Origin of the sequence: Collinsella sp. AF23-2 (genome assembly GCF_003459245.1) — a bacterium.
Lineage (GTDB): Bacteria > Actinomycetota > Coriobacteriia > Coriobacteriales > Coriobacteriaceae > Collinsella.
Map to the genome: position 1 here is coordinate 1 of NZ_QRVG01000020.1, position 21,011 is coordinate 21,011.

The 21,011-nt window shown below is 56.3% G+C and carries 19 protein-coding genes; 6 read left to right on the forward strand and 13 right to left on the reverse strand.

Features of this window, described 5'->3' with window-relative positions:
• Together DWY03_RS07855 and DWY03_RS07860 are read left to right on the forward strand one after the other, a co-directional pair.
• Positions 1-865: ATP-binding protein (locus DWY03_RS07855; protein WP_117840385.1), on the forward strand; the 865-nt coding region annotated here is incomplete at its 5' end.
• 41 nt (positions 866-906) lie between these two features.
• Positions 907-1,386 carry a pyridoxamine 5'-phosphate oxidase family protein gene (locus DWY03_RS07860; protein ID WP_117817255.1) on the forward strand — a complete coding sequence of 160 codons (480 nt, stop codon included), beginning with the start codon at positions 907-909 and terminating at the stop codon, positions 1,384-1,386.
• A gap of 96 nt (positions 1,387-1,482) precedes the next feature.
• Here DWY03_RS07860 and DWY03_RS07865 read toward each other — a convergent pair whose 3' ends face one another.
• Both DWY03_RS07865 and DWY03_RS07870 read right to left on the reverse strand, forming a co-directional pair.
• A complete protein-coding gene (locus tag DWY03_RS07865) occupies positions 1,483-2,694 on the reverse strand; it encodes a MalY/PatB family protein (RefSeq protein ID WP_117840386.1) in 1,212 nt (403 codons plus the stop codon).
• A 112-nt stretch (positions 2,695-2,806) separates the two neighbouring features.
• Positions 2,807-3,544 (reverse strand): tRNA (N6-threonylcarbamoyladenosine(37)-N6)-methyltransferase TrmO, encoded by a 738-nt coding sequence (locus DWY03_RS07870; RefSeq protein ID WP_231500823.1) that lies wholly within the window; start codon positions 3,542-3,544, stop codon positions 2,807-2,809.
• Positions 3,545-3,685: 141 nt separating this feature from the next.
• Here DWY03_RS07870 and DWY03_RS10075 point away from each other — a divergent pair, with 141 nt between their 5' ends.
• The 3 genes from DWY03_RS10075 (at position 3,686) to DWY03_RS07885 (ending at position 5,910) form a co-directional block, all read left to right on the forward strand.
• A complete protein-coding gene (locus tag DWY03_RS10075) occupies positions 3,686-4,513 on the forward strand; it encodes a TipAS antibiotic-recognition domain-containing protein (RefSeq protein ID WP_158558640.1) in 828 nt (275 codons plus the stop codon).
• A 51-nt stretch (positions 4,514-4,564) separates the two neighbouring features.
• The gene (locus DWY03_RS07880) at positions 4,565-4,810 is read left to right on the forward strand and encodes a glutaredoxin (protein ID WP_117840388.1); all 246 of its coding nucleotides are present in this window, start codon (positions 4,565-4,567) and stop codon (positions 4,808-4,810) included.
• An 833-nt stretch (positions 4,811-5,643) separates the two neighbouring features.
• A complete protein-coding gene (locus DWY03_RS07885; RefSeq protein WP_055309982.1) occupies positions 5,644-5,910 on the forward strand; it encodes a ribbon-helix-helix protein, CopG family in 267 nt (88 codons plus the stop codon).
• A gap of 151 nt (positions 5,911-6,061) precedes the next feature.
• On the opposite strand, the gene DWY03_RS07890 is transcribed toward DWY03_RS07885, so the two are convergent.
• The 4 genes from DWY03_RS07890 to DWY03_RS07905 all read right to left on the reverse strand — a co-directional run bounded on the left by DWY03_RS07890 (position 6,062) and on the right by DWY03_RS07905 (position 11,167).
• Positions 6,062-7,015: a tRNA-dihydrouridine synthase gene (locus tag DWY03_RS07890; RefSeq protein ID WP_117840389.1), complete on the reverse strand. Its 954-nt coding sequence runs from the start codon at positions 7,013-7,015 to the stop codon at positions 6,062-6,064.
• 448 nt (positions 7,016-7,463) lie between these two features.
• Complete coding sequence (locus tag DWY03_RS07895; protein WP_006234574.1) at positions 7,464-8,729, reverse strand: MFS transporter; 1,266 nt, start codon at positions 8,727-8,729, stop codon at positions 7,464-7,466.
• An 11-nt stretch (positions 8,730-8,740) separates the two neighbouring features.
• Positions 8,741-9,805, reverse strand: a complete 1,065-nt coding sequence (locus DWY03_RS07900) for an ornithine carbamoyltransferase (RefSeq protein ID WP_006234575.1) — start codon at positions 9,803-9,805, stop codon at positions 8,741-8,743.
• 123 nt (positions 9,806-9,928) lie between these two features.
• Positions 9,929-11,167: an agmatine/peptidylarginine deiminase gene (locus tag DWY03_RS07905; protein ID WP_117840390.1), complete on the reverse strand. Its 1,239-nt coding sequence runs from the start codon at positions 11,165-11,167 to the stop codon at positions 9,929-9,931.
• Between the two features lie 239 nt (positions 11,168-11,406).
• Between DWY03_RS07905 and DWY03_RS07910 the strand changes: the two genes are divergently transcribed.
• Positions 11,407-11,970: a TetR/AcrR family transcriptional regulator gene (locus DWY03_RS07910; protein ID WP_022094929.1), complete on the forward strand. Its 564-nt coding sequence runs from the start codon at positions 11,407-11,409 to the stop codon at positions 11,968-11,970.
• Between the two features lie 51 nt (positions 11,971-12,021).
• On the opposite strand, the gene DWY03_RS10345 is transcribed toward DWY03_RS07910, so the two are convergent.
• The 7 genes from DWY03_RS10345 to DWY03_RS07940 form a co-directional block, all read right to left on the reverse strand.
• Positions 12,022-12,108, reverse strand: a complete 87-nt coding sequence (locus tag DWY03_RS10345) for a CxxxxCH/CxxCH domain-containing protein (protein ID WP_368131530.1) — start codon at positions 12,106-12,108, stop codon at positions 12,022-12,024.
• Complete coding sequence (locus tag DWY03_RS07915; RefSeq protein ID WP_117840391.1) at positions 12,108-13,388, reverse strand: MFS transporter; 1,281 nt, start codon at positions 13,386-13,388, stop codon at positions 12,108-12,110. The genes DWY03_RS10345 and DWY03_RS07915 overlap by 1 nt, the downstream gene beginning before the upstream one ends.
• Positions 13,389-13,563: 175 nt before the next feature.
• Positions 13,564-16,818, reverse strand: coding sequence for an ABC transporter ATP-binding protein/permease (locus tag DWY03_RS07920; protein ID WP_117840392.1), 3,255 nt, complete (start codon positions 16,816-16,818; stop codon positions 13,564-13,566).
• Between the two features lie 221 nt (positions 16,819-17,039).
• The gene (locus tag DWY03_RS07925) at positions 17,040-18,731 is read right to left on the reverse strand and encodes an FAD-dependent oxidoreductase (protein ID WP_117840393.1); all 1,692 of its coding nucleotides are present in this window, start codon (positions 18,729-18,731) and stop codon (positions 17,040-17,042) included.
• Positions 18,732-18,957: 226 nt separating this feature from the next.
• The gene (locus DWY03_RS07930; protein ID WP_117583291.1) at positions 18,958-19,920 is read right to left on the reverse strand and encodes a redoxin domain-containing protein; all 963 of its coding nucleotides are present in this window, start codon (positions 19,918-19,920) and stop codon (positions 18,958-18,960) included.
• 35 nt (positions 19,921-19,955) lie between these two features.
• Positions 19,956-20,867, reverse strand: a complete 912-nt coding sequence (locus DWY03_RS07935) for a 4Fe-4S binding protein (RefSeq protein WP_055252400.1) — start codon at positions 20,865-20,867, stop codon at positions 19,956-19,958.
• Positions 20,860-21,006, reverse strand: a complete 147-nt coding sequence (locus tag DWY03_RS07940) for a CD1871A family CXXC motif-containing protein (protein WP_197032826.1) — start codon at positions 21,004-21,006, stop codon at positions 20,860-20,862. Before DWY03_RS07940 ends, DWY03_RS07935 begins: the two co-directional genes overlap by 8 nt.
• Positions 21,007-21,011: the final 5 nt, after the last annotated feature.

A 21,011-nucleotide genomic window follows, 5' to 3' on the forward strand; every position in this document is an offset into this window, starting at 1 on the left:
TATCTTTTTAGTGCCCTCGGATTGGGTCATAGTGTCTGTCGACCAATATATGATCGGCAGCCCCACCCATATTCGGCAGATCCTTGTCAACCTGCTCGACAACAGCATCAAGTACAACAAGCACGGAGGCACCGTCACGTTCTCATCGACCATCAAACCGGTCGACGACGAGCACGCCGTGTTTTGCTTTAGCGTCTCGGATACCGGCATTGGTATGACGCCCGAGTTTTTGACGCACATTTACGAGCCGTTTGCCCAGGAAGGCGACGATGCGCGCAGCAAGTTCCAAGGAACCGGCATTGGCATGTCTATCGTCAAATCGCTCATCGATATGATGGGCGGCACGATTGAGATTTCGAGTGAGGTTGGCGTGGGGAGTACGTTTGACGTCCGGATTCCGCTCGATATCGACAAGAACCCTCAGATAAAAGAATGTGCAGACACGCAGGTAAGCAGCTGCTCGCTCGCCGGCATGAACGTCCTTTTGGCAGAAGATAACGAACTCAATGCCGAGATTGCCCAAGCTCTGCTCGAAAGCGAAGGCATCGTCGTGACTCGCGCCGCCGACGGCAACGAAACGGTCGATCTATATGTTGGTCGTCCCGCCGGCAGCTTCGATGCAATCCTGATGGACATCATGATGCCGGGCATGGACGGCTACGAGGCAACCCGGGCGATCCGCCTGAGCGAAAAGGCCGATGCGGCCGACATCCCCATCATCGCGCTCACCGCCAACGCTTTTGCCGAAGACGCCAAGGCGGCACACGACGCCGGCATGAACGCCCATCTGCCCAAACCGCTCGACTTTAGCAAGCTCAAAAACATACTCGCCTGTATCAAGAAAAACGGGGCTGTTTCGCTATAGTTTGTGCTCAACCACCATGCGCAGTAGAAAGGAAGCCAACGATGTTTAGGCCCTTACGTCGAAAGAAACGCGCCATCACCGACGAGAAAGCGCGCGAACTGCTCGCTACCTGCAAGCGCGGCGTCTTTGCCGTCAACGGCGATGATGGCTACCCCTATGCCATTCCCGTCAACTACTTCTTTGACGCCGAGCACGACAAGATTTATTTCCATGGCGCCAAGGCTGGCCACAAGGTCGATTCACTCAGGCATGATGATAAAGTCTGCTTTACCGTTTACGGCAACGTGTGGTACAAGGACGGCGACTGGGCTCCCTACGTTATGAGTACCGTTGTCTTTGGTCGTTGTCGCCTGGTAGATGAAGCGCCCGCGTTTATCGAGGACAAAGTCCGTCAGCTCGCGCTTAAGTACTACCCTTCTGCCGAAGAAGTCGAGGAGGAGATCGCCAAAGACATAAAGGGCGTCCAGCTCTACGAGATTTCGATTGAACATCTTTGCGGCAAGCAGATTCATGAAAAGTAGCGAATGCGGAAAACGCGCTCGCTACCCTCTGCGCCCCATGTGCCCACACATTTTGACGGCGTGGGCACATGGGGCAGCACTCGAATCGAGCGCCCCCTATACCCCAAAAACGTAGCGGTCCAGGCGGTCGCACGCCTCCCTTACGCGCGAAAGCGGCAGCGCCAGATTCACGCGAATGTGGCAGGGCCCGTGGAACGGGCGGCCGTCCTGATATCCCACGCCCACGCGCGCCCCCTCGTCGAGCAGCCACTGAATATCGCGGCCATGCTCGCGACACCACTCGGTGCAGTCCAGAAACACCATGTACGTGCCCTGCGGACGCGAATAGGACACGCCCTCAAAATGCCCGTCCACGTAATCGCAGAAGTACTCGATATTGCCGGCAAGCACCTGGTTGAGCTCGTCCACCCACTCGTAGCCCTGCGGCTGGTAGGCACCGATAAGCGCATGCATGGAGAGGACATTCATCTCGTTGTAGTGGGTCTTGTTGGACACGGCGCAGATGCGGTCACGCAGCGTCTCGTTGTAGACAATGTGGTAGCTGCCGACAAGGCCCGCCAGGTTAAACGTCTTGCTCGGCGCATAGAGGGCAACCGTGCGCATGCGGGCATCCTCGCTCACCGACTGCGTCGGGATGTGCTTGTGCCCCGGCAGGATGATATCGGACCAAATCTCGTCCGATATCACCACGCAATCGTGCTGGCGATAGATGTCCATGGCGCGCTCGATTTCGTCGCGCTCCCATACGCGGCCGCAGGGATTGTGCGGCGAGCAGAACACCGCGGCATGGATGTGGTTTTGGGCGAGTTTGCACTCCATGTCCTCAAAGTCCATGCGCCACACGCCCTGATCGTCGAGCTTAAGCGGGCTATGGACAATACGATAGCCCGCGGCCTCAATGGACTTGGTAAAGCCGATGTAGGTGGGGCTGTGGACCAGCACCGCATCGCCCGGCTGGACATACGCGCGCAGCGTCGACACGACACCGCCCAGCACGCCGTTTTCGTAACCGATATGTTCAGGGCGCAGGCCCTCGACGCCATTGCGGCGGCTCTGCCATTCGATGATGCGGTCGAAATACTCGGAGCGCGGATTGAAATAGCCAAACATAGGGTGCTGGGCGCGCTGAATGATGTGTTCCTGGACCGTGGGCACCGTGGCAAAGTTCATGTCGGCCACCCACATGGGAATGCGGTCGAAGCCCTCGTCGGGTGCGTTCGGGGCCATACCGGGGATCTCACCCCAAGAGTCAACGGCGATGGCGTCCATGCCGTGGCGGTCGATGATTGAAGTGAAGTCGTATTTCATGCTGGACTCCCGTGCAAAGTTGATTGTTTTGGTAGGCGTTATTGTCCACCAGCGTGGGCGGTTTTGGCGCGGGGTTTGGCGCTTAATTTGACGGGTGCGGACGAATGGCTGGTTAGTCTTGCGCGTCGTTGACGGCAACTACGGTTAGCTGGGTTTCATCGACCGTAAACGATATGTCGAGCCCGGCGTAAGCCAGATGATAGACGCGGTGTGGCTCGTGCTTGCTGCCCGCGCGGCGCGGGTCTTGGCGAAGGACCTCGACCAAGCCGAGGAGCTTTGCGGGCGGGACCATATCCTGCAGTGCTTGCGGAAACTCAACATCGAGCTCTTGCCACGGAGCATCCTCGATCCAGCCTCCGGTCGCATCCGGGTGGCAGTCCGCAAACGGAATGTAGGGCTTGATGTCGTAGATGGGCGTGCCGTCACGCAGGTCGGCCCCCAGCACATGGATGATGGGGCCATCGTCGGTGAGCTCGACACGATCAAGCTTGACGCAGGTGAGCCCGATGGGATTAGGGCGAAACGGACTGCGCGTGGCAAACACTCCCACACGTTCGGCTCCGCCCAGACGCGGCGGGCGCACGGTTTTCGACCATTTTGCGTTGGTGCCGGACCTGTCCTGCGTTTTAGCGTCGACGGCAATATCCTTAGCCGTGCCGCCGGGCGTTCCGTTTTCGAAGCGCCACAGTAGCCACAGGTGAGAGAAGGAATCCAGGCCCTCAACCGCTGCATTGGAGGCAAATTCCGGCTCAAAAACGATGCGTCCCTGCAGATGAGGCGCCAAAAAGCTGTTGCGCGGAATGCCGAACTTCTGCGGCAGGTCGGTATGTATGTGTGCAATAGGTTCCATGCCGGTCATTGTACGGCATGGAGGCGTGGGGCGTTGCGCGCAATTCTTCGCCGCGGTCCCCCGTCGTGCAACCAACGGTTGCTTGGAAGGGCGCCTGCCGCCGCGTATGCTTAAGCCATCAACCAGCAGAAAGGAGCCGCTATGGCCTTTGCAGAAAAGCTCATTGCTGTCCGTCGCGCCCATCACCTTACCCAAGAGCAGCTTGCCGCTAAGCTCTTCGTCACACGCCAGGCCATCAGCCGGTGGGAGCGCGGCGAGGTCACACCGGGCATCGACATGATGAAGCTCATCGCCGCCGTAACCGGAGAACCGCTGTCCCACCTGCTCGAAATGCCTGAGCACTATTGCCAGAGCTGCGGCATGATACTCACGCCCGACGACTGCGGCACCGATGCCACGGGCACCGCGACCGATCATTACTGCAAGTGGTGCTACGACCACGGCAAGTACACCTATGACACCACCATGGAGGCAATGATTGAGGATTGTGCCCCGCGCCTGGCACAAAACACCGGCATGTCGCTCGACGAAGCCGTCTCGCTCATGGGCGCCGTCCTGCCGCAACTGGAGCGCTGGCGCACCATGCAGGAAAACGAGGCGCGCTACGGTGCCGAGGCGCGGGCGCGCTACGGCGATGAGGCTATCGATGCAGCAAACGAAGCGTTGCTGGACATGGACCCCGAGACATGGAACGACATGAAGGAACTTGAACGCGCTATTCTGGGCCAGCTCTCAATTGCCATGGGCATTGGCGACCCAGAGAGCAACGAGGCTCGTAAGCTTGTCGCGATGCATCGTCGCTGGATTGCTCTCAACTGGGGGTGCGAGCCCCAAGACGAGGCGTACCTGGGCCTCGCCCACGGTTATCTTGCCGACCAGCGCTTTGTTGACTACTACGACAAGCCCTGCGCCACCGGAGCCACGGCGTTTCTGGTCCAGGCCATCGAGTCTTCGTTGACGCGCGCATAGACCGCGGCGGCTTTGGGTATTTCAATCAAAACCTCAACCGATTGGAGACCTATGGCTACTAATCACGAGCTCGCGCTGTACGTTATGACCGGCTGCCCGTATTGCTTAAAGGTCAAGCACTTTTTGGCCGATAACGGCGTGACCATTCCCGAGCGCAATATCTCGACCGATACCGAAGCCGAGCAGACACTCATCGCCGTCGGCGGAAAACGCCAGGTTCCCTGCCTGTTCATCGACGGCAAACCACTCTACGAATCGAGCGACATCATCGCGTGGGTGCAGGAAAACCTGCTCTAGTACGCACGCTCTGTCCGTCCAGGGCCCCAACCCATACGACCCAAACATGTACACCAGCATCCAAAGTCGACATTTTTCGACATCTTTGGATGCTGGCGTACAGCTTTTTGGTAGTCATGGACACTCTTGGCCGGCTAATTGTTTGAGGAGACCTTTGGATTATGGCTGTTTGACGCCTCTGGAAAGGTTTCCGAGAGGGCTGTGGTCAAAAAAGGGCAAATATGAGTACTGCTACCTGTTTAGTAGCAGCGATTTTGATCACTTCAGGAACTATTCAACGTTCCACTCGTCCGCAGACGACGTTATTTCTCCTCATATGTTCAATAAAAGTAGCTCTTAATGGGAACAAATCTCATCAGGAGCTACAATTTATAGCAAATAAATGCAACCATAATGGCAACAGTACTCATATTTGCCCTTTTTTGACCACGACCCTCCAGAATAGTCGCTGAGAGCGACACTAAATGACAAAATCCGACACTTGAACGTTCTTATATGAGTAGCCATTGAAGGACACCTAACGACTACTCCCATTCGCGACACACTGTGTCGCGAATTAAGCTGGCCCCATTACCGAAGACCAGTGAGAGCTCCTGCCCAGAATCTCAATAGCTTAATAAAGGGCTCCCCTCCGGAAGTTCAATGAGCATCCAAATTCCAAGCTGAAAAGCAAAGGAGTATCGAAGCCGTCAATGCTCATTTCCTATCGAACAGGCAGGTCAAAACAAGCTAATTAGCCCGATGAACTGCTTGTATTTTTGTCTACAAAATTGTATACAAAAAAAGAATCCGAGAACCGGCGCTCGACATTATGTCGATCGATAGGAGGCGCCATGGATGCTAAGCAGCTCGAAAAGATGATGGGGTTTGCTCCCGGAGAGTTGAAGAAAGCCGCGGAAGCCTACGAAAAAGATGAGTGGCCGAAAGGTCACACCATCAAGTTGGGAAGGCCACCAATCTCCGATGAGCCGAGCGTCGTTATATCAGCACGTGTGGGCGAATCGATTCTTGAGGCGTTTGACGAAAAAGCCAAACGCCATGGGCAAACACGCACGGAGCGGCTCAGAGAGCTCATTACACTTGATGCACTGATTGCCTAGGCCCGCTCCCCCGTCGGACCCAAACATGTACACCAGCATCCAAAGTCGACATTTTTCGACATCTTTGGATGCTGGTGTACATGTTTTTGCTACATAGTCGTTGGGGACGTCCTTAAATGACCAGTCGTTAAAGAACGCCCCCGATGACTAGTTAGCCGTGGAAGCGAGCTGTGGGTGCAAGCGGCTGTTCACGAAAGACGCGCTCGACGGCAGCGCGGTATTCGTCGACCTTTTTGGTCTTGCGTACGATCTTGTGGACGGTAGCGGGATCAGCGAAAGCGCACTTGGCGTAGAACCACCACTCCTTCATGCGGAAGACCGCATTGCCGCCAATCTCTTCTGCATATGCCGCAAACAGCGTGTCGTGGAAGCGCTGCAGCTCAGCAGCCGTTGCAGCAGGGCCGCCCTTGACCATGCGAGCCAGAGCGGGGTTCGCGAGCAGGCCACGCCCCAACATCACATGGCGCGTGCCGGGATAGGCCTCCACCAGCGCGTCCATATCCTCAAGATCAAAAATGTCACCGTTATAGGCCACGGGGAACGGCGCACGCTCCAGCGTCTCGCCATAAAACTCTTTGCGCGGCAAGCCCGTATAGCGGTCCTTCTGTACGCGCGGATGCACGATCAGCTCTGCCAACGGCATGCGGCAATACAGATCGAGCACGCGCTCGTATTCGTCGTCATTCTCCAGCCCCAGCCTGGTCTTTACCGACACCGGCAACGGCGACCGCTCGCACACATCGCTTAAGAACGCCTCGAGCTCGTCGAGATTGCGCAAGAAACCCGAGCCCTTGCCCTTGGCGACAACCGTTCCCGAAGGGCAACCCAAGTTGAGATTGACCTCGCGGTAGCCCATGTCGGCGAGCACCTGTGCCGCCCACACAAACTCGTCCGCGTTCTTGGACATCAGCTGAGGCACCACGTTGAGCCCCTGGTTATTGGCAGGATCGATCTCCTTAAACGCCTTGCCGCCAAAGCGGTTTCCCACCCGCGGCGGCGGCAAAAACGGCGTGTAATAGCAATCGAGCGCACCGAAGCACTCCGCATGCACGCGACGGAACACATGCCCGGTAATCCCCTCCATAGGGGCCAGCGAAAGGATCATCTACTCTTCTCTCATATCAACACAACAAAGGGGCCGTCCCTTTGTCACATGCATTATGCCTTGCGCTTCAGGCGATTCACAAGGAAGAGGTAGCTACTGAACGATGACCACCCTCCAGCCGCACCCCATACAACGAGGTTTAATACTTTTCCCGAGAAGTGAACGAGTGAAAACGGGCCCCCGAAGCATCGGCACTTTCGAGATGCAATTTCCTGCGGTTTTGCCAGCCAAATCCTGCGGGTTTGACGTCTAAAAATGTCGATGCTTCGGAGGTCCAAGTATGGCCGTTCACTTCTCGGAAAAGTATTAGACCTCGATTTACATGCCACTCAATGTGACAAAGTGGCTGCTCCTTTGTCACATTCGATGAAAAAGGGCACCGATGTTAGTCGATGCCCCAAAGCGGCTGCAGGTTAAGCCCTACAGCGTATGTCTAAGACGAATCGAACTATTCGTCCCAGGAGAGGTTCTTACCAGTCTTTTTTGCCAGCAGCAAGAACAGGCCGATAATAACGTTGCATGCGATGCAGAAGATGAAGACGCCCTGGAAGGAGCCGACAAGCTCATAGACCTTCATCATAACGGGCATGCCAAAGGCGCCGACGATATAGCCCACGGAGCAGATCAGCGCGAAGATGCGACCGAAATCGCGGGAGCCAAAGACATCCATAACCAAAACGGTCAGGGCAGTGCCAGCGATGACGTACATTACGTCGTTCACGCCTGCTGCGAGGATGCTGAGCGTCGAGTTGCCGCTGCTCATCATGAGCATGACAAAGGAGAGGATGGAGACAGCGAGCCAGCCCAGAATGGCCTTCGTGCTGCCGAACCTATCGCAAGTGGTGCCGACGATCGGATTGAGGAACAGATCGAAGAGCGATGCAGCGGATACCATGAAGCCGCCCACCATGGGGCTAAAACCAACCTCGGAAGCATACGTCGGGAAGAGCTGGTTCATGCAGCAAGTGAGCTGAACGAGACAGAGGAAGCCGATGCAGAAGAAGAAGGCAGGCGACTTAATGGCGCGCGCATAGCTAACGCCACGCGTGCTATCCTCGGTCGTCTCCTCGGTCTCGGTGACCGTCTCGCCCTCGACGTAGCCATAGGGCAGCATGCCCTTGTCCTGAGGCTTATAGCGAATAATCAGGACGGAAGCGGGGAGAATGAGCACGGCGGAGACGCCAGCGAGCACCAGATAGCCAGTCCTCCAGCCAGCGGCCTCGATGACAGAGGTGATGACGGGGCTCATGATGAGCATGTAAATCGAGTTCACTGCCCAAGCGAGACCGATTGCCAGGCCACCAGATTTTTTGAACCACTGGTCAATAACGTCGGACATGGCGACGCCGGTGGTGAAGGCGAAGCAAACGCCAATCAGGGCGCCAGCGGCGATGAACATCCAGACTTCGGTGTAGAAGGCCATGCCTGCGCCGGCAGCAAGCAAAATAAGCTCGACAACGGGGAGCCAAACCTTGCCAACGACCTTGGGAATGAGTTTTCCGACAAACGGAAGAGCTGCCGCAAGACCAATGAGCGTTGCGGTGAAGTAATACGAGAAGATGGAATAGTCAAACCCGAACTCCTCGCACACGGGTGCGACGAAGGAGCCCGCGATGACGCTATAGGATCCGGTCGTGCCGGCAGACATAAGGCCGAGCGCGATTACGAGAACCCATGCGTAAACCTTGCTGCTCTTTAACTTTGCATTTTCCATTGATACAGCTCCTAGAGACCCAGAAGGGCACACATAACGGCCTTGATGGTGTGCTGACGGTTCTCTGCCTCACGGAAGATGACCGAAGCGTTGGCCTCAAAGCACTCGTCGGCAATCTCAAAGCCCTCGGTGATGATTTCGCGATGGAGGTCGTTCTTGCACTGGTCGAGGAGCATTTTGCCGACACGGTGATCTGCGTTATGGACAGAGGGAAGCTCATGCATGCAGAAGATGTCGGGATTGTTGGTGCGCTTGCACAGCTCGCTGGTGACGCGATAGGGGTACAAAGACTCGGCATCGCCCAGCCAGGAGTTGTAGTCGTCGGGATCCAGAACCTCTTCGCCGCACTCGGGGTTGATGTAGCGCCACTCCTCGGTAACGATAACGTCAACGCCATCCAGGGCATCGAGGTCAGAGGTGATGGTAAAGGTCCTATTGGGAGCGTACTTGGCGTAGCAGGCCTCCACCTCTTCGATCATTTCCTTGCACATCTGATGACGGAGGTCGTCGGGGCCGATGGCGAGGAAGTCCATGTCGAGCATAGCGCACAGACGGCCATACCACACCGGGGCGCCGGCGCAGTTGCCAACGAAAGCCATCTTCTTGCCGCGGCTCGTACGTAAACCGCCCCATTGCTCTTCCATCGTAAGAGCGTCAGCGAGCATCTGAGTCGGGTGATCGCCGAGAGTAAGGGCATTGATGACCGGGATGTCAACCAGGTCGGCGACGTCATAGAGGAACTGCTCGTCCTTCTGTGCGCGATAGACGATGAGATCATACATGCCGTTAAAGACGCGCATGGCGTCCTTGACGGTCTCGCAGTCACCCATGTGGGAGTTGGTCAGATAAGTGAAGCCCATGCCCAAATCGTTGCAGGAGGTCTCGAATGCGCAACGAGTACGGGTCGAGCCCCACTCAAAGTTGGCGAGGACGTTTTTGCCGGGGAAGTAGCGCTGGTCGACACCAGACTTCTTCTGAGCCTTAAGGTTCCAGGCAAGATCGATGAGATAGCGGAAATCCTCGGAGGAGAGATCATGGATGTTGATGTAGTCGCGACCGCGGAGGCTGTTGTTCATGCCTATTTCCTTTCGAATTATTATCAAAATTATTGTTGAATGTGTCCCCGAGGAAAACACGGATATCCCTCGGGGAGCGGTACATGTGGCGCCTAAGCCAAAGAGCGCAGGCTCTAAGGCTCACTAACGACTGGCCGCCACGTCCTTAGTCCAGCAGTGCACGCCGCCGCCGGACAGGTTAAGCGCGAGGGAATCAATCATGATGACCTTGCGATCGGGGAAGCAGCTCTCAAGAACTGCCTTGGCCTGCTCATCCTTCTCTTTCACGACCTCGCTCATGCCCTCGTGGTAATAACGCTGGCCAAGAACGACGCCGTTGCAAATCAGGAAGTTGCAGTAGCTCGCTGCGGCGTAGAAGTGGACGGGGCCCTCGGGCCAGGGGGTGCCATCCATAAACTTGCCGCCCATTTCGTCGATGAAGCCCTTATAGAGCTCGTAATCTTCATCGCCAGGGGCGATAACGACTTCAATAGGCTCGGCGGTGGGCATACGAACGATCTCGAAGGGCTTGCCCTCCCAGTCCGTTTCGTTGCTCAGGATCTCGTAGGCTGCCTCAATGCGGCGACGAGACTCTGCTCCAGCCTTGCTCGAGGCTGCCTCTTCATCGGACACCTCGGCAAGAAGAATCTTGTTCGGAGTGATAAAGCGACACATCTCATCAATGTGAGCTGCAAAGCTCATGCCAAAGACGGGAGTTCCGTCTTCCTTCTCGTCGAGGATGCCCAGTCGATAGTCGTCGTCCTCGAGCATAGGCTGCGGAAGCCAGATAACCTTGTTGAGGTTGTAGATGCGCTTATACTCGGCCTCTATTTCCTCTTTCGTGAACTCGGGATTACGCTTGCGGCATTCCGTGTCCTCGATGGCGATCAGAGTGCCGTGACCGTCAAACTCGCGGTCGCCGCCCTCCGAAACCATTTCGGAATTGACGATATCGAAGCAACCGAGCGCAACCGCCATGTGAACGGCTGCCTTACGTGCGGACTGGCACTCCGGGGAGTTCTTGTCCCACACGCCGTAATAGGTCCAAGCGGGGTTGACCATATAAGAATGGCCCTTGTCGTCGACCATGATGCTGGGACCGTTGTCGCGGACATAGAAGTTGGAGTCTTCGAACTGCGTGATCTCGATGCGATCGAGATCAACCCCCTCCTCCTTCAGGCGCGAGCAAGCCTCCTCATAGGAGCCGGGGGTGCCGCAATTGAGGTTGACCGTAACGTCGCCATACTCGAGCAGAGCCTTGATCACGTCAACGCAGGGCTGGCGGTTATCGTAGCCCTCTGCACGGATGTAATCGGGAAGCCATGTCACATAGACGTTGGAGCGCTTCTCGAACTCGCCCGGCATACGATAGTTCTCGTACATGGTTGGTCCTTCCGTCGGGTTTCCCGCGATGCTGTCCGGCCGCGACAATAGCGGGGTTTCACCTGCTATAGTACTACTATACCTACCGTTCGGTAGATAATTTTGAATAATTGCCGCTCGCCTACTGATACATACCGTTCGCCGTATATAGTGGTCATGTTTGGACACGAATTGATGTTCCGTTGCCATCCTTAATAATGTTGGTAGTGCGGAAGTGATTTGCAATGGAGAAATGCAGCGTGAGCACAAGAAAAAAAATATTGGACGCAATGTACGATCTTGTGGCAGAAGTCGGTTATGACAAAGCGTCTATCGGAAAGATTTGCGACTTTGTCGGTATATCCAAGCCGTCGGTGTACTACTACTTTCCCTCAAAAGAGGAGATTTTCACTACGCTCTTGGACAGCATGTTTCCGACCATTGACTATCAGCGCGACTACTCGCTAATAGTCGATAGGGACGGGTTCAAGGCCGCGCTTATCGAGCTCGGCAATTCAGTTATAGGTGGCTATCGAAGCGATGAAAAGCGCCGGCGCGTGCTGGCCGAGGTTAGCGTTCAAGCAAATCGAATTCCTGCAGTTCAGGAACGTCAAGCGACGGCGACCAAACGAACCATGGATGCGCTTAAAGACATCCTTCTTCATGGTGTAGAGATTGGCGCGTTTTCCGATAGCGCCGACGTAATGCTCTACGTACAAATTCTTTATACCGTTCTGGAGGGAGCAAGCAATACGGTCGCTCAAGGTGAGGATATTGATGAGAAAGCGGTTTGGGCGGGAATAGTCGAGCTTATGTTCAAATAGACCAGCCAAGCTGAAGCGCATGTTGGCGCCCATGGTGCCTGCGGGCAACCTTTAAAACGAAAACAGGGGTCGACTCCAATCTGGCTTGGAGTCGACCCCTGTTGCGTGGCAATCTATGCCGGTGCAATCGGCGCTTATTACTTTTCAGCAGCCTTATTGAGAAAGCCGGAAACGATAGCAAACGCAGCAATCATAAGGTTGCAGGCAATGCAGAAGATAAATACTCCCTGGAATGACCCTGCCATGCCGTAAACCTTCATCATGACCGGCATTCCAAAAGCACCGACGACATAGCCCGCTGAGCAAACGATCGAATAGATCCTTCCAAAATCGCGTGATCCAAAGAGCGAGAGGAGAAGCATCGGCATTGCGGTTCCAACGATGGCGAACATGACATCGTTTACACCAGCTGCAATGATGGAAACGGTCTCATTGCTTCCGCCAATGATAAGAAGCAGGAATGAAAGAATGCTGACACCTGTCCATGCGACCGTTGCTTTAATAGCGCCAAGCTTGTCGCATGTTTTGCCCACGAAGGGATTTAGGAAGATATCGGAGAGTGAAGCTGCCGAGACCATTAAGCTTCCTACGATAGGATTGAAACCGACCTCGCTTGCATAGGTTGGAAACAGCTGGTTCATGCAGCAGGTGAGCTGCGCCACGCAAAGCAAGAGGACACAGAGAATAAAAGACGGCGTTTTCGCGGCATCGCGGAGTGCCATGCCCGAAAGGACATCTTCCTGCTCATCGGCGCTGCAGCTCTCATGGGTTTCGGAGGCGGTCTCTCCGTACGGAAGCATATTGCGATCAGAGGGGTTAAGGCGAATGATAAATGCGCTTGCAGGCAAAATCATAGCTGCAGAAACGGCCGCAAGCACGATGTATCCCGTACGCCAGCCTTGCTGCTCGATGACCAGCGTAATGACAGGACTCAATAACAGCGTGCAGAGAGAATTAACGCCCCAAGCGAGGCCGATGGCGAGACCGGACGATTTGCTGAACCATTGGTCAATGACATCGGACATGCAGACGCCCGTTGTAAACGAAAAGCAGATGCCGATCACTGCGGCGGAGACGGTGAACATCCAGACCTCGGTGTAGAACGCCATTGCGGCGCCGGCGGCAATAAGGACGAGTTCAATGCAAATATGCCATGGTTTGCCGATTACTTTTGGAATGAAGCGACTCAAAAGCGGAAGCCCAAGCGCAAGGCCAAGAAGAATCGCGGTGAAATAGAAAGAAAAAGAAGTGTAGTCAAAGCCCAGATCTTCACATACTGGAGCAACGAATGAGCCGGCAATAATGCTATATGTGCCAGTTGTTCCGGCGGACATTAAGCCGAGCGCAATAACGACGACCCAAGCAAATGCGCCGCTTTCACGGAGACAATCTTTTTTGGCTGGTGTGGTGAGAGTCATGGTTGCTCCATTTCTATCGGCAATACATCCTATATGCCTACCGATAGGTATATAAACCAGAGGACTCTTCGTCAAGCATTAAGCGGGGAGAGAGAGTTCTTAACCTGCCGAACGGTAATTAGACCCCGTTTTCGCAAGGGTCTCAATGTGACAAAGGGACTGTCCCTTTGTCACATTATTCGGAGCGCAGGGCTTCGACGGGGTCCTTCTTGGATGCGCTGCGGGCCGGCAGCAGGCCGGCAACGACCGTCAGCAGCACTGAAATTGCGATGAGCACCAGCGCATCCTGCACGGGCAGGCTCATCAGATTGGGCACCTGTTTGGCCGCAAGCGCCCAGGTATTAACCGGAAAGCTCACGAGCACCACGACGACAATGGCAAAGACGCCGGCGATGAGGCCCTCGATAAAGGTCTCGGCATTGAATACGTTGGCCACGTTGCGCTTTGACGCGCCGATCGCGCGCAGGATGCCAATCTCCTTTTTGCGCTCCAGCACGCTGATGTAGGTGATGATGCCGATCATGATGGAGCTCACCACCAAACTGATACTCACGAATGCGATGAGCACCAAGCTGATAGTATTCACGATGTCGGTCACCGAGCCCATGATGATGCCCATGTAGTCGGTATACGAGATTGCCTGCTCATCGTGGCCAGCAGCTTTGACCTGCTTGTTGTACGCATCGATGTAATCGAGCACACGCTCCTTGGCCTCAAAGTCGCGCGGGAAAATCTTGACCGAAATGGGGTCCGCCTCGTCCGCATAGCCCAACGTGGTCAGATTGTTGTCGTAGGTGAGCTTCGACGCCTTGGCATAGCTCATCATGAGCGAGCTCAGATCCTCGGCGTCCATGTTGAAGTGGATGGCACGAGCAAAGGCGCCCGCATCCACGCGCATGGCGCTCGCCAGGTTGGCAAAACTCGAAGACATCTGCGTCGCCATTTGGTCCATGAACCCTGCCGCACCCGCCTTGAGCTGGGTTGATACCGTCGTCGCAATCTGCTCGCTGACCGCCTTCATCACCTGATCCATAGACTGCTGCAAATACGGAGCCAGCTGCTTTTGCACATAGTCGCCCATCACCTGCTGCAGACGCTCGGCCAAGGCATCGCCGCCCAACGCCTTGAGCTGAGCCAGGCATTGCTGGGCTGCGGCATCATTCTCAAGATACGCCGAGAATGCGGCAGCAAGCTTTGACGCGTCCTTAAGATCTTCGGGCGACAGCGCCTTAAACTGATCAGACTGCAGAAAGCCCTCAAACAGCTGGTTGGCAAGCGTTCCTACCTGCTGCATCTGCTCGGGCGTGAGTTCCAGACCGTCAAAGATGCCCGAGAAATCTGGGGCCGGCGCTTTGGCCATGATGTCGCTGAAGTCGATGTCCTTCCCAACGCCCGAAAGGTCAAGGTCCAGCCCGGACAAGTCGATACCAGAAAGGTCTATACCGCCGGCCGCACCCGAGAGCGCCGACGTATCGAACGAGAACGCACTCTTCAGCGCCGCTTCGTCCACACCGAACATGCTGCCCAAATCCACGCCCTGTTTGGCCTCGCCTTGCAGTTCATCGAAAGACTTGCCCGTAAAGACATCCGTCTCGGGGTGGGCAAGCTGCTCCTGCACGATTTGCGAATCGGCAGCACGCTCCATAAGCTGGCGAGTCAGCGCATGCGTATAGGCAATGCCCGGGGACAATGCGCTCGCGTTTGCCGCCTCGTTGGGTCGCACCACGCCCACAATGCGCACGTCAATACCGTCGGCAACCTTGGCTTTCATAAAGTCGGCGTCGCCAGACATGTCAGTCCACATGCCGGTCTCTTCGTTTTTGCGATAGGCATCGGCCGGCGACAACACCTTAAACGTCGTGGACAGTGCATCGTCGTAGGTAAAGTCGCTGCCGGTCTTGGGCGTCTTGACCTTGCCGTCGGCCGTCATGGCACTGTTAACCAGGTCGTTGAGCTCATCGATATCCAGCGCGCCGATGCTGTAGAGCGTGTAGTCGCCCACCGTTCCGCGGCTCGAAAGCACCATCACGGCCTCGTTGGCGGACGTAGGCCAATGGCCGGCAACGACATCGTACTGGCTGTCGAGCAGGCTCTGGTCGTCAATCATCTCGTTAAAGACCGACGTTCCCATGGAATCCATGCTCACCGTTGCCGCCGAGCTCGCGCCTCCGCTCATGGCCTCGGTCATAGCGTTGGGAACAAGGCGAACGGGCTTCTCGTCGCCCTTACTCGAACGATAGACAACCGGCGTCACGCCGTAACCATACTGAATAGCGTTGACCTCTTTGTCGATACCGTTGCCGCCGTCGTCAAGCCATGCCTTAAAGCTCGTCATATCGTTAGATTTAACACTTGCGAACATGTCCTTTACGGCCGTGACCACAGGGATCTTATCGGTCCCCTGAGCCTTGCCGCCGGTAGCGCCATCGGACGAGTCCTCGCCCTTGGACGCCTCCTCATCCGTGCCCCCCTGTCCGCCCATCATAGACGACAGGTCGTAATCTTGTTTGGAAATCGTAAGCGGGTAGCTTGAGAGCGTGTCCTCCTCGACCTTTTTGATGTAGCCGTTTACGCCGTTGGAGAGCGCCAGAATCGCCGCGATGCCAATAATGCCAATCGAACCTGCAAAGGCAGTCATGGCCGTACGGCCCTTCTTGGTCATGAGGTTTCGGGCAGAAAGCCCCAGCGCCGTCATAAAGCTCATCGAGGTTTTGCGCGTGGGTTTTGCCTCGCGATGTGCGACCGTGGCCACATCAAAGGGGTCGGAATCGTCGGTGACCTTGCCGTCCGCCAGGCTGACGATGCGCGTGGCGTACTGGTACGCCAGCTCGGGATTGTGCGTGACCATGATGACCAGACGATCGCGCGCAACGTCCTTGAGCAAATCCATAACCTGCACGGACGTCGTTGAATCCAAGGCGCCGGTCGGCTCGTCAGCCAGCACAATCTCGGGGTCGTTGATCAAGGCGCGGGCAATGGCCACGCGCTGCATCTGCCCGCCCGAAAGCTGGTTCGGGCGTTTGTCAACGTGCTCGCCCAGACCAACCGTCTCGAGCGCCTTACGCGCACGCTGGCGGCGCTCGGCATGTCCCACGCCCGTGAGCGTAAGCGCCAGCTCCACGTTTTCCAAAATGCTCTGGTGCAGAATGAGGTTGTAGCTCTGAAACACAAAGCCAATGCGATTGTTTCTGTAGGCATCCCAATCGCGGTCGCTGAAATCCTTGGTCGAGATGCCATCGATCAGCAGGTCGCCGGAATCGAAATGGTCGAGTCCACCAATGACGTTGAGCATCGTAGTTTTACCCGAACCCGAGGGACCCAGGATGGCTACAAACTCGTTATCGCGAAAAGACAGGCTTACGCTGTCGAGCGCTACCTGCGTAAACGACTGCGTAACGTACCTTTTGCAAATAACTCTGAGATCCAGCATGGACGGCAACCTCTCTCGCGCGGGCGCGCTCGCCCGCTCCCCCGCCGTTCACGTTCGGCGCGTTTGTCCTACTCTATCCTCATTTTTGGCCGATACCAGTGAGGAATGTAACGAACCGCGCCAAAAAACGAACGGGACAGCACGCCGCATGGCGCACCATCCCGCATATAACATCCCCGATGCGACAAAGAGGCTGTCACTTTGTCACATTCCAATGCGCGCTACTTTTCGAGCCCGCACGGCATAACGTTAGCGCTGCCGCGGCGAGCCTCAGTCACGGCTGCAAAGAAGCGATAGCCGCCCGAGAAGTTAAAGCACTCAAAGCCATGCTGCGCCAAAATGCGGCAAGCAATGTAGCTGCGAATGCCGCTCTGGCAAATCACGTAGACCGGCTTGGCCCGGTCGAGCTCGCTCAGGCGATTGCGCAGATCATCGACGGGAATGTTTACGAAACCATCGATATGCCCGCGCTCATACTCCCCTTCCGTACGAACATCGAGCAGCTGCACGCTGCCATCGCGTGGCAAGTTGGGCTCATCCTCCCAATGCCACTGCGCCAGTATGCCGCGATTGAGGTTCTCGATCATAAAGCCCGCCATATTGACGGGATCCTTCGCCGATGAATACGGCGGCGCGTATGCTAGGTCCAAATCCTTAAGCCTATCGCCGCGCATGCCTGCCTGGATGGCAGTCGCCAGAACGTCGATACGCTTGTCCACACCATCGATGCCCACGATTTGCGCACCCAGCAGGCGCAATCCCTGCTTCTCGAAGACAACCTTCATGGTCATGGGCGTTGCACCCGGATAATAACCCGCATGCGAACCGGGCGACAGGACCACGCTGTCGCAGTCAATTCCCGCCGCGTGTGCCGCCTTTTCGGATAGTCCCGTGCTTGCCGCCGTCAAGTCGAATACCTTGATAACCGATGAGCCCAACGATCCGAGGTAGCAGCTGTCCATGCCGGCTATGACATCGGCGACGACACGCCCCTGCTTGTTGGCGGGGCCGGCAAGCGAAATGACCGCGTCCTCGCCGGTCACCTGATGCGTGACCTGCACGGCATCGCCCACGGCATACACGTCGGCAGCAGAGGTCTCCATGCGGTCGTTGACCACAATAGCCCCCTTGATGCCCAGTTCGAGCCCCGCCTCTTGCGCCAGATGGCTCTCAGGTGCCACGCCAATGGCAAGCAGCACCATATCGGCTCCGATAGGGTCATCGCCCGCAACATGGGTGACAACGCGGCCATCAACTTCCTCAAAACCTGTCACATCGGCCTTGAGGCGCAGATCGATACCGTGCTCACGCACCTCGGTATGCAAAAGGGTCGCCATGTCGTAATCCAGGTTGTTCATAAGCTGGACGGGACGCTGCAGAAGGGTCACCTGGAGCCCCAGCTCGCACAGATTCTCCGCCGTCTCGACGCCAATGAAGCCGCCGCCGATCACGACGGCACTGCTCGGTCGCCGCTCTCGAACATAGCTGTGAATACGCAGCGTGTCCTCAACGGTGCGTAGGCTAAAGATTTTATCCGAGTCGATGCCCGGCAACGCAGGGCGGATCGGCTTTGCACCCGGCGACAGGATGAGCTTGTCATACGTCTCGACAAATTCCTCGCCCGTCAGCATATTGCGAACCTCGACCGTATGCGAATCGGGATGGATGGCAAACACCTCGTGACTCGTCTTGACCGCAATGCGAAAGCGATCCCAAAAGCCCTTGGGAGACTGCAGCGTCAATGCGCTCTCTTCTTCTATCACGCCGCCAATGTAGTACGAAAGCCCACAATTGGCATACGATACAAAACCCGTGCGCTCAAAGATGACAATTTGGGCCTGCTCGTCGAGTCTGCGCAAACGTGCCGCCGCCGATGCGCCGCCCGCGACGCCTCCAACGATAACCACCTTCATAGCTAACGCACCACCTTTCCCGTGTAGCCGCTTATGCCGCCGATATTCTTGACACTGCCATACCCAGAACGCTTAAGAAAACTCACAGCTTGGTTGCTTCGCGCACCGCTCGGGCAATGCACGAAAAGCTGCGTGCCCTTTCGACGTATACCCATGATGCTACCCCGAAGCAGAAAAAAGAGTCGCTGTTTCCAGCGACTCCCCTTCAGTTGTCTGTCCCACGGACTTACTGTTCGCTCTTCGCGAGTGCCTGATCGATCAGTTTGTTGAGCGCCTCGCGCTGCTCAGCGGAGTTGATGCCGCCCATGATCGGCTCTCCCACAATGTTACCGTTCTGGTCGATCACGTAGGTGGTCGGGAACGAGTACAGGTTGGAGGTGAACTTTCCGGCCTCGCTGTCCGACTTAAACCAGATGTTCTTATACGTCACGCCCTTCTTGGAAAGCACGTCCTTGGCATCGGCCACCTCGTCTTTGTTGCCATCGAGCGTAAAGGAATTAACGCCCACGACCTGGCCGCCCTTCTCGGCAAGCTCCTTGTTGAGCTTCTCCAGATCGCCCAGCTCTCCCACGCACGGCTTGCAGGTGGTAAACCAGAAGTTCATGACGGTGACCTTGTTCTTGGAGAACAGCTCGTCGCTGTTTACATCGTTGCCGTCCAAGTCCTTGCCCTTAAAGCTGGGGAACTTCGTCTCCCCGCTCTCGCCGTTAGTCATGCCTGCGGTCGAGGCATCGACGCTCTCCCCCTCGCCGGGCGTGCTGCCGCATCCGGGGAACTCCTTCTCCAGCGCCATGAGCTTGTCCTCGATCTCCTTGACCTGCTGCGCGCCGGCCTTAAGCGTCTTAAGCTCGTCAGCCGCAAACTGATCCTTGGCGCCCTCGATGGTATCGAGCAAGAAGTCACCGTAGTTCTTGCCGTCCTCAATCATGGGAGTGTCTTTGTTGGCCGCAAGGAACACCTTTTCCCATAGGGCGTTATCGCTCGCAAAGATCTCGTTTTCCTTTTGCAGCAGCTGCTGGTACAGCTCGGCCGCCTCCTCGGCACTCGACGGCTTTTGCGCTATGAGCTCGGCAATCTGCGCATCGCCGCTCGTAGCACCCTTCGCGTCGCCCTTGGGGGCAGAGCACGCCGCGAGAGTCAGCGCCAGCACGGGCAGCATCAACAGAGCTGCAATTTTTGACAGTTTCATGGTTCCTCCGTTTATATCGAAACTTATATAGGTACCTATTTGTTTTCGCAGGCTTGCGTGGACTGCGCGGGTTTGTCGCCCGTCACACCCAGCCCATAGCGAAAGCTAATAGCATCGACGGGGCACGCGCCCACGCATTTGCCGCAACGAATGCACTCGGCATGGTCGGGCGTACGCGTAACGTCCACGTCCATTTGACACACCTTGGCGCACTTGCCGCACGAGACGCATTTGCACTGGTCAACCTGGATCCCCAGCAAAGACACCTTGTTCATGAGCGCATAAAATGCGCCGAGGGGGCAAATCCATTTGCAGAAGGGGCGATAGAACAGCACGCTCAGCACCGCAACCACAATGAGGATCGCGAGCTTCCAGGAAAAGAGCTTTCCCAGCGCGGAGCGGATTCCCACGTTCATGATGGACAGCGGAATCGCGCCCTCGAGCACACCTTGCGGGCAGATGTACTTGCAAAAGAACGGGTCGCCCATACCCACATCGTTAACCACCAAGACGGGCAGCAGCACCACGGCAAACAGCAGCACGGCATACTTGATGTACGTGAGCGGCTTGAGCTTTTTCGTGGAGAGCTTTTTGCTGGGAATCTTATGCAAAAGCTCTTGTAGCCATCCAAACGGGCACAAAAAGCCGCATACAAAACGTCCCAGCAGCACGCCGATCAGAATGAGCGTTCCGGTGACGTAATACGAGAAGCTAAACTTAGACGAGCCCACCACCGACTGAAACGACCCGATGGGGCACGCACCCGAGGCCGCTGGACACGAGTAGCAGTTGAGGCCCGGCACGCAGACGGCTTTGCCCGCTCCCTGGTAGATGCCGCCCTTGGCAAAGTTAGGCAGGTGAATATTGGTCGCAAGCGTCGCCGCCGCCTGAATCAATCCACGAAATCGCGCTAAAAGATGCGATGCAGTGTTTTTTCTTTTATCCAATTCCGATACACTCCAAGCACAGCCTGATTGCCTTGGCCAGCACGGCATCTGCCTCGCCGCGCATAATTCCAAAGCCAACCATGGCTACCCCAACGATCAGCAAAGCCACCTGCGCCACAGGCTTAATCGCTTTGAACAATCTGA

Coding starts and splice junctions, on each gene's coding strand:
- DWY03_RS07860 (WP_117817255.1), top strand. CDS start 907: ATGTTTAGGCCCTTACGTCGAAAGAAACGCGCCATCACCGACGAGAAA.
- DWY03_RS07865 (WP_117840386.1), bottom strand. CDS start 2,694: ATGAAATACGACTTCACTTCAATCATCGACCGCCACGGCATGGACGCC.
- DWY03_RS07870 (WP_231500823.1), bottom strand. CDS start 3,544: ATGGAACCTATTGCACACATACATACCGACCTGCCGCAGAAGTTCGGC.
- DWY03_RS10075 (WP_158558640.1), top strand. CDS start 3,686: ATGGCCTTTGCAGAAAAGCTCATTGCTGTCCGTCGCGCCCATCACCTT.
- DWY03_RS07880 (WP_117840388.1), top strand. CDS start 4,565: ATGGCTACTAATCACGAGCTCGCGCTGTACGTTATGACCGGCTGCCCG.
- DWY03_RS07885 (WP_055309982.1), top strand. CDS start 5,644: ATGGATGCTAAGCAGCTCGAAAAGATGATGGGGTTTGCTCCCGGAGAG.
- DWY03_RS07890 (WP_117840389.1), bottom strand. CDS start 7,015: ATGATCCTTTCGCTGGCCCCTATGGAGGGGATTACCGGGCATGTGTTC.
- DWY03_RS07895 (WP_006234574.1), bottom strand. CDS start 8,729: ATGGAAAATGCAAAGTTAAAGAGCAGCAAGGTTTACGCATGGGTTCTC.
- DWY03_RS07900 (WP_006234575.1), bottom strand. CDS start 9,805: ATGAACAACAGCCTCCGCGGTCGCGACTACATCAACATCCATGATCTC.
- DWY03_RS07905 (WP_117840390.1), bottom strand. CDS start 11,167: ATGTACGAGAACTATCGTATGCCGGGCGAGTTCGAGAAGCGCTCCAAC.
- DWY03_RS07915 (WP_117840391.1), bottom strand. CDS start 13,388: ATGACTCTCACCACACCAGCCAAAAAAGATTGTCTCCGTGAAAGCGGC.
- DWY03_RS07920 (WP_117840392.1), bottom strand. CDS start 16,818: ATGCTGGATCTCAGAGTTATTTGCAAAAGGTACGTTACGCAGTCGTTT.
- DWY03_RS07925 (WP_117840393.1), bottom strand. CDS start 18,731: ATGAAGGTGGTTATCGTTGGAGGCGTCGCGGGCGGCGCATCGGCGGCG.
- DWY03_RS07930 (WP_117583291.1), bottom strand. CDS start 19,920: ATGAAACTGTCAAAAATTGCAGCTCTGTTGATGCTGCCCGTGCTGGCG.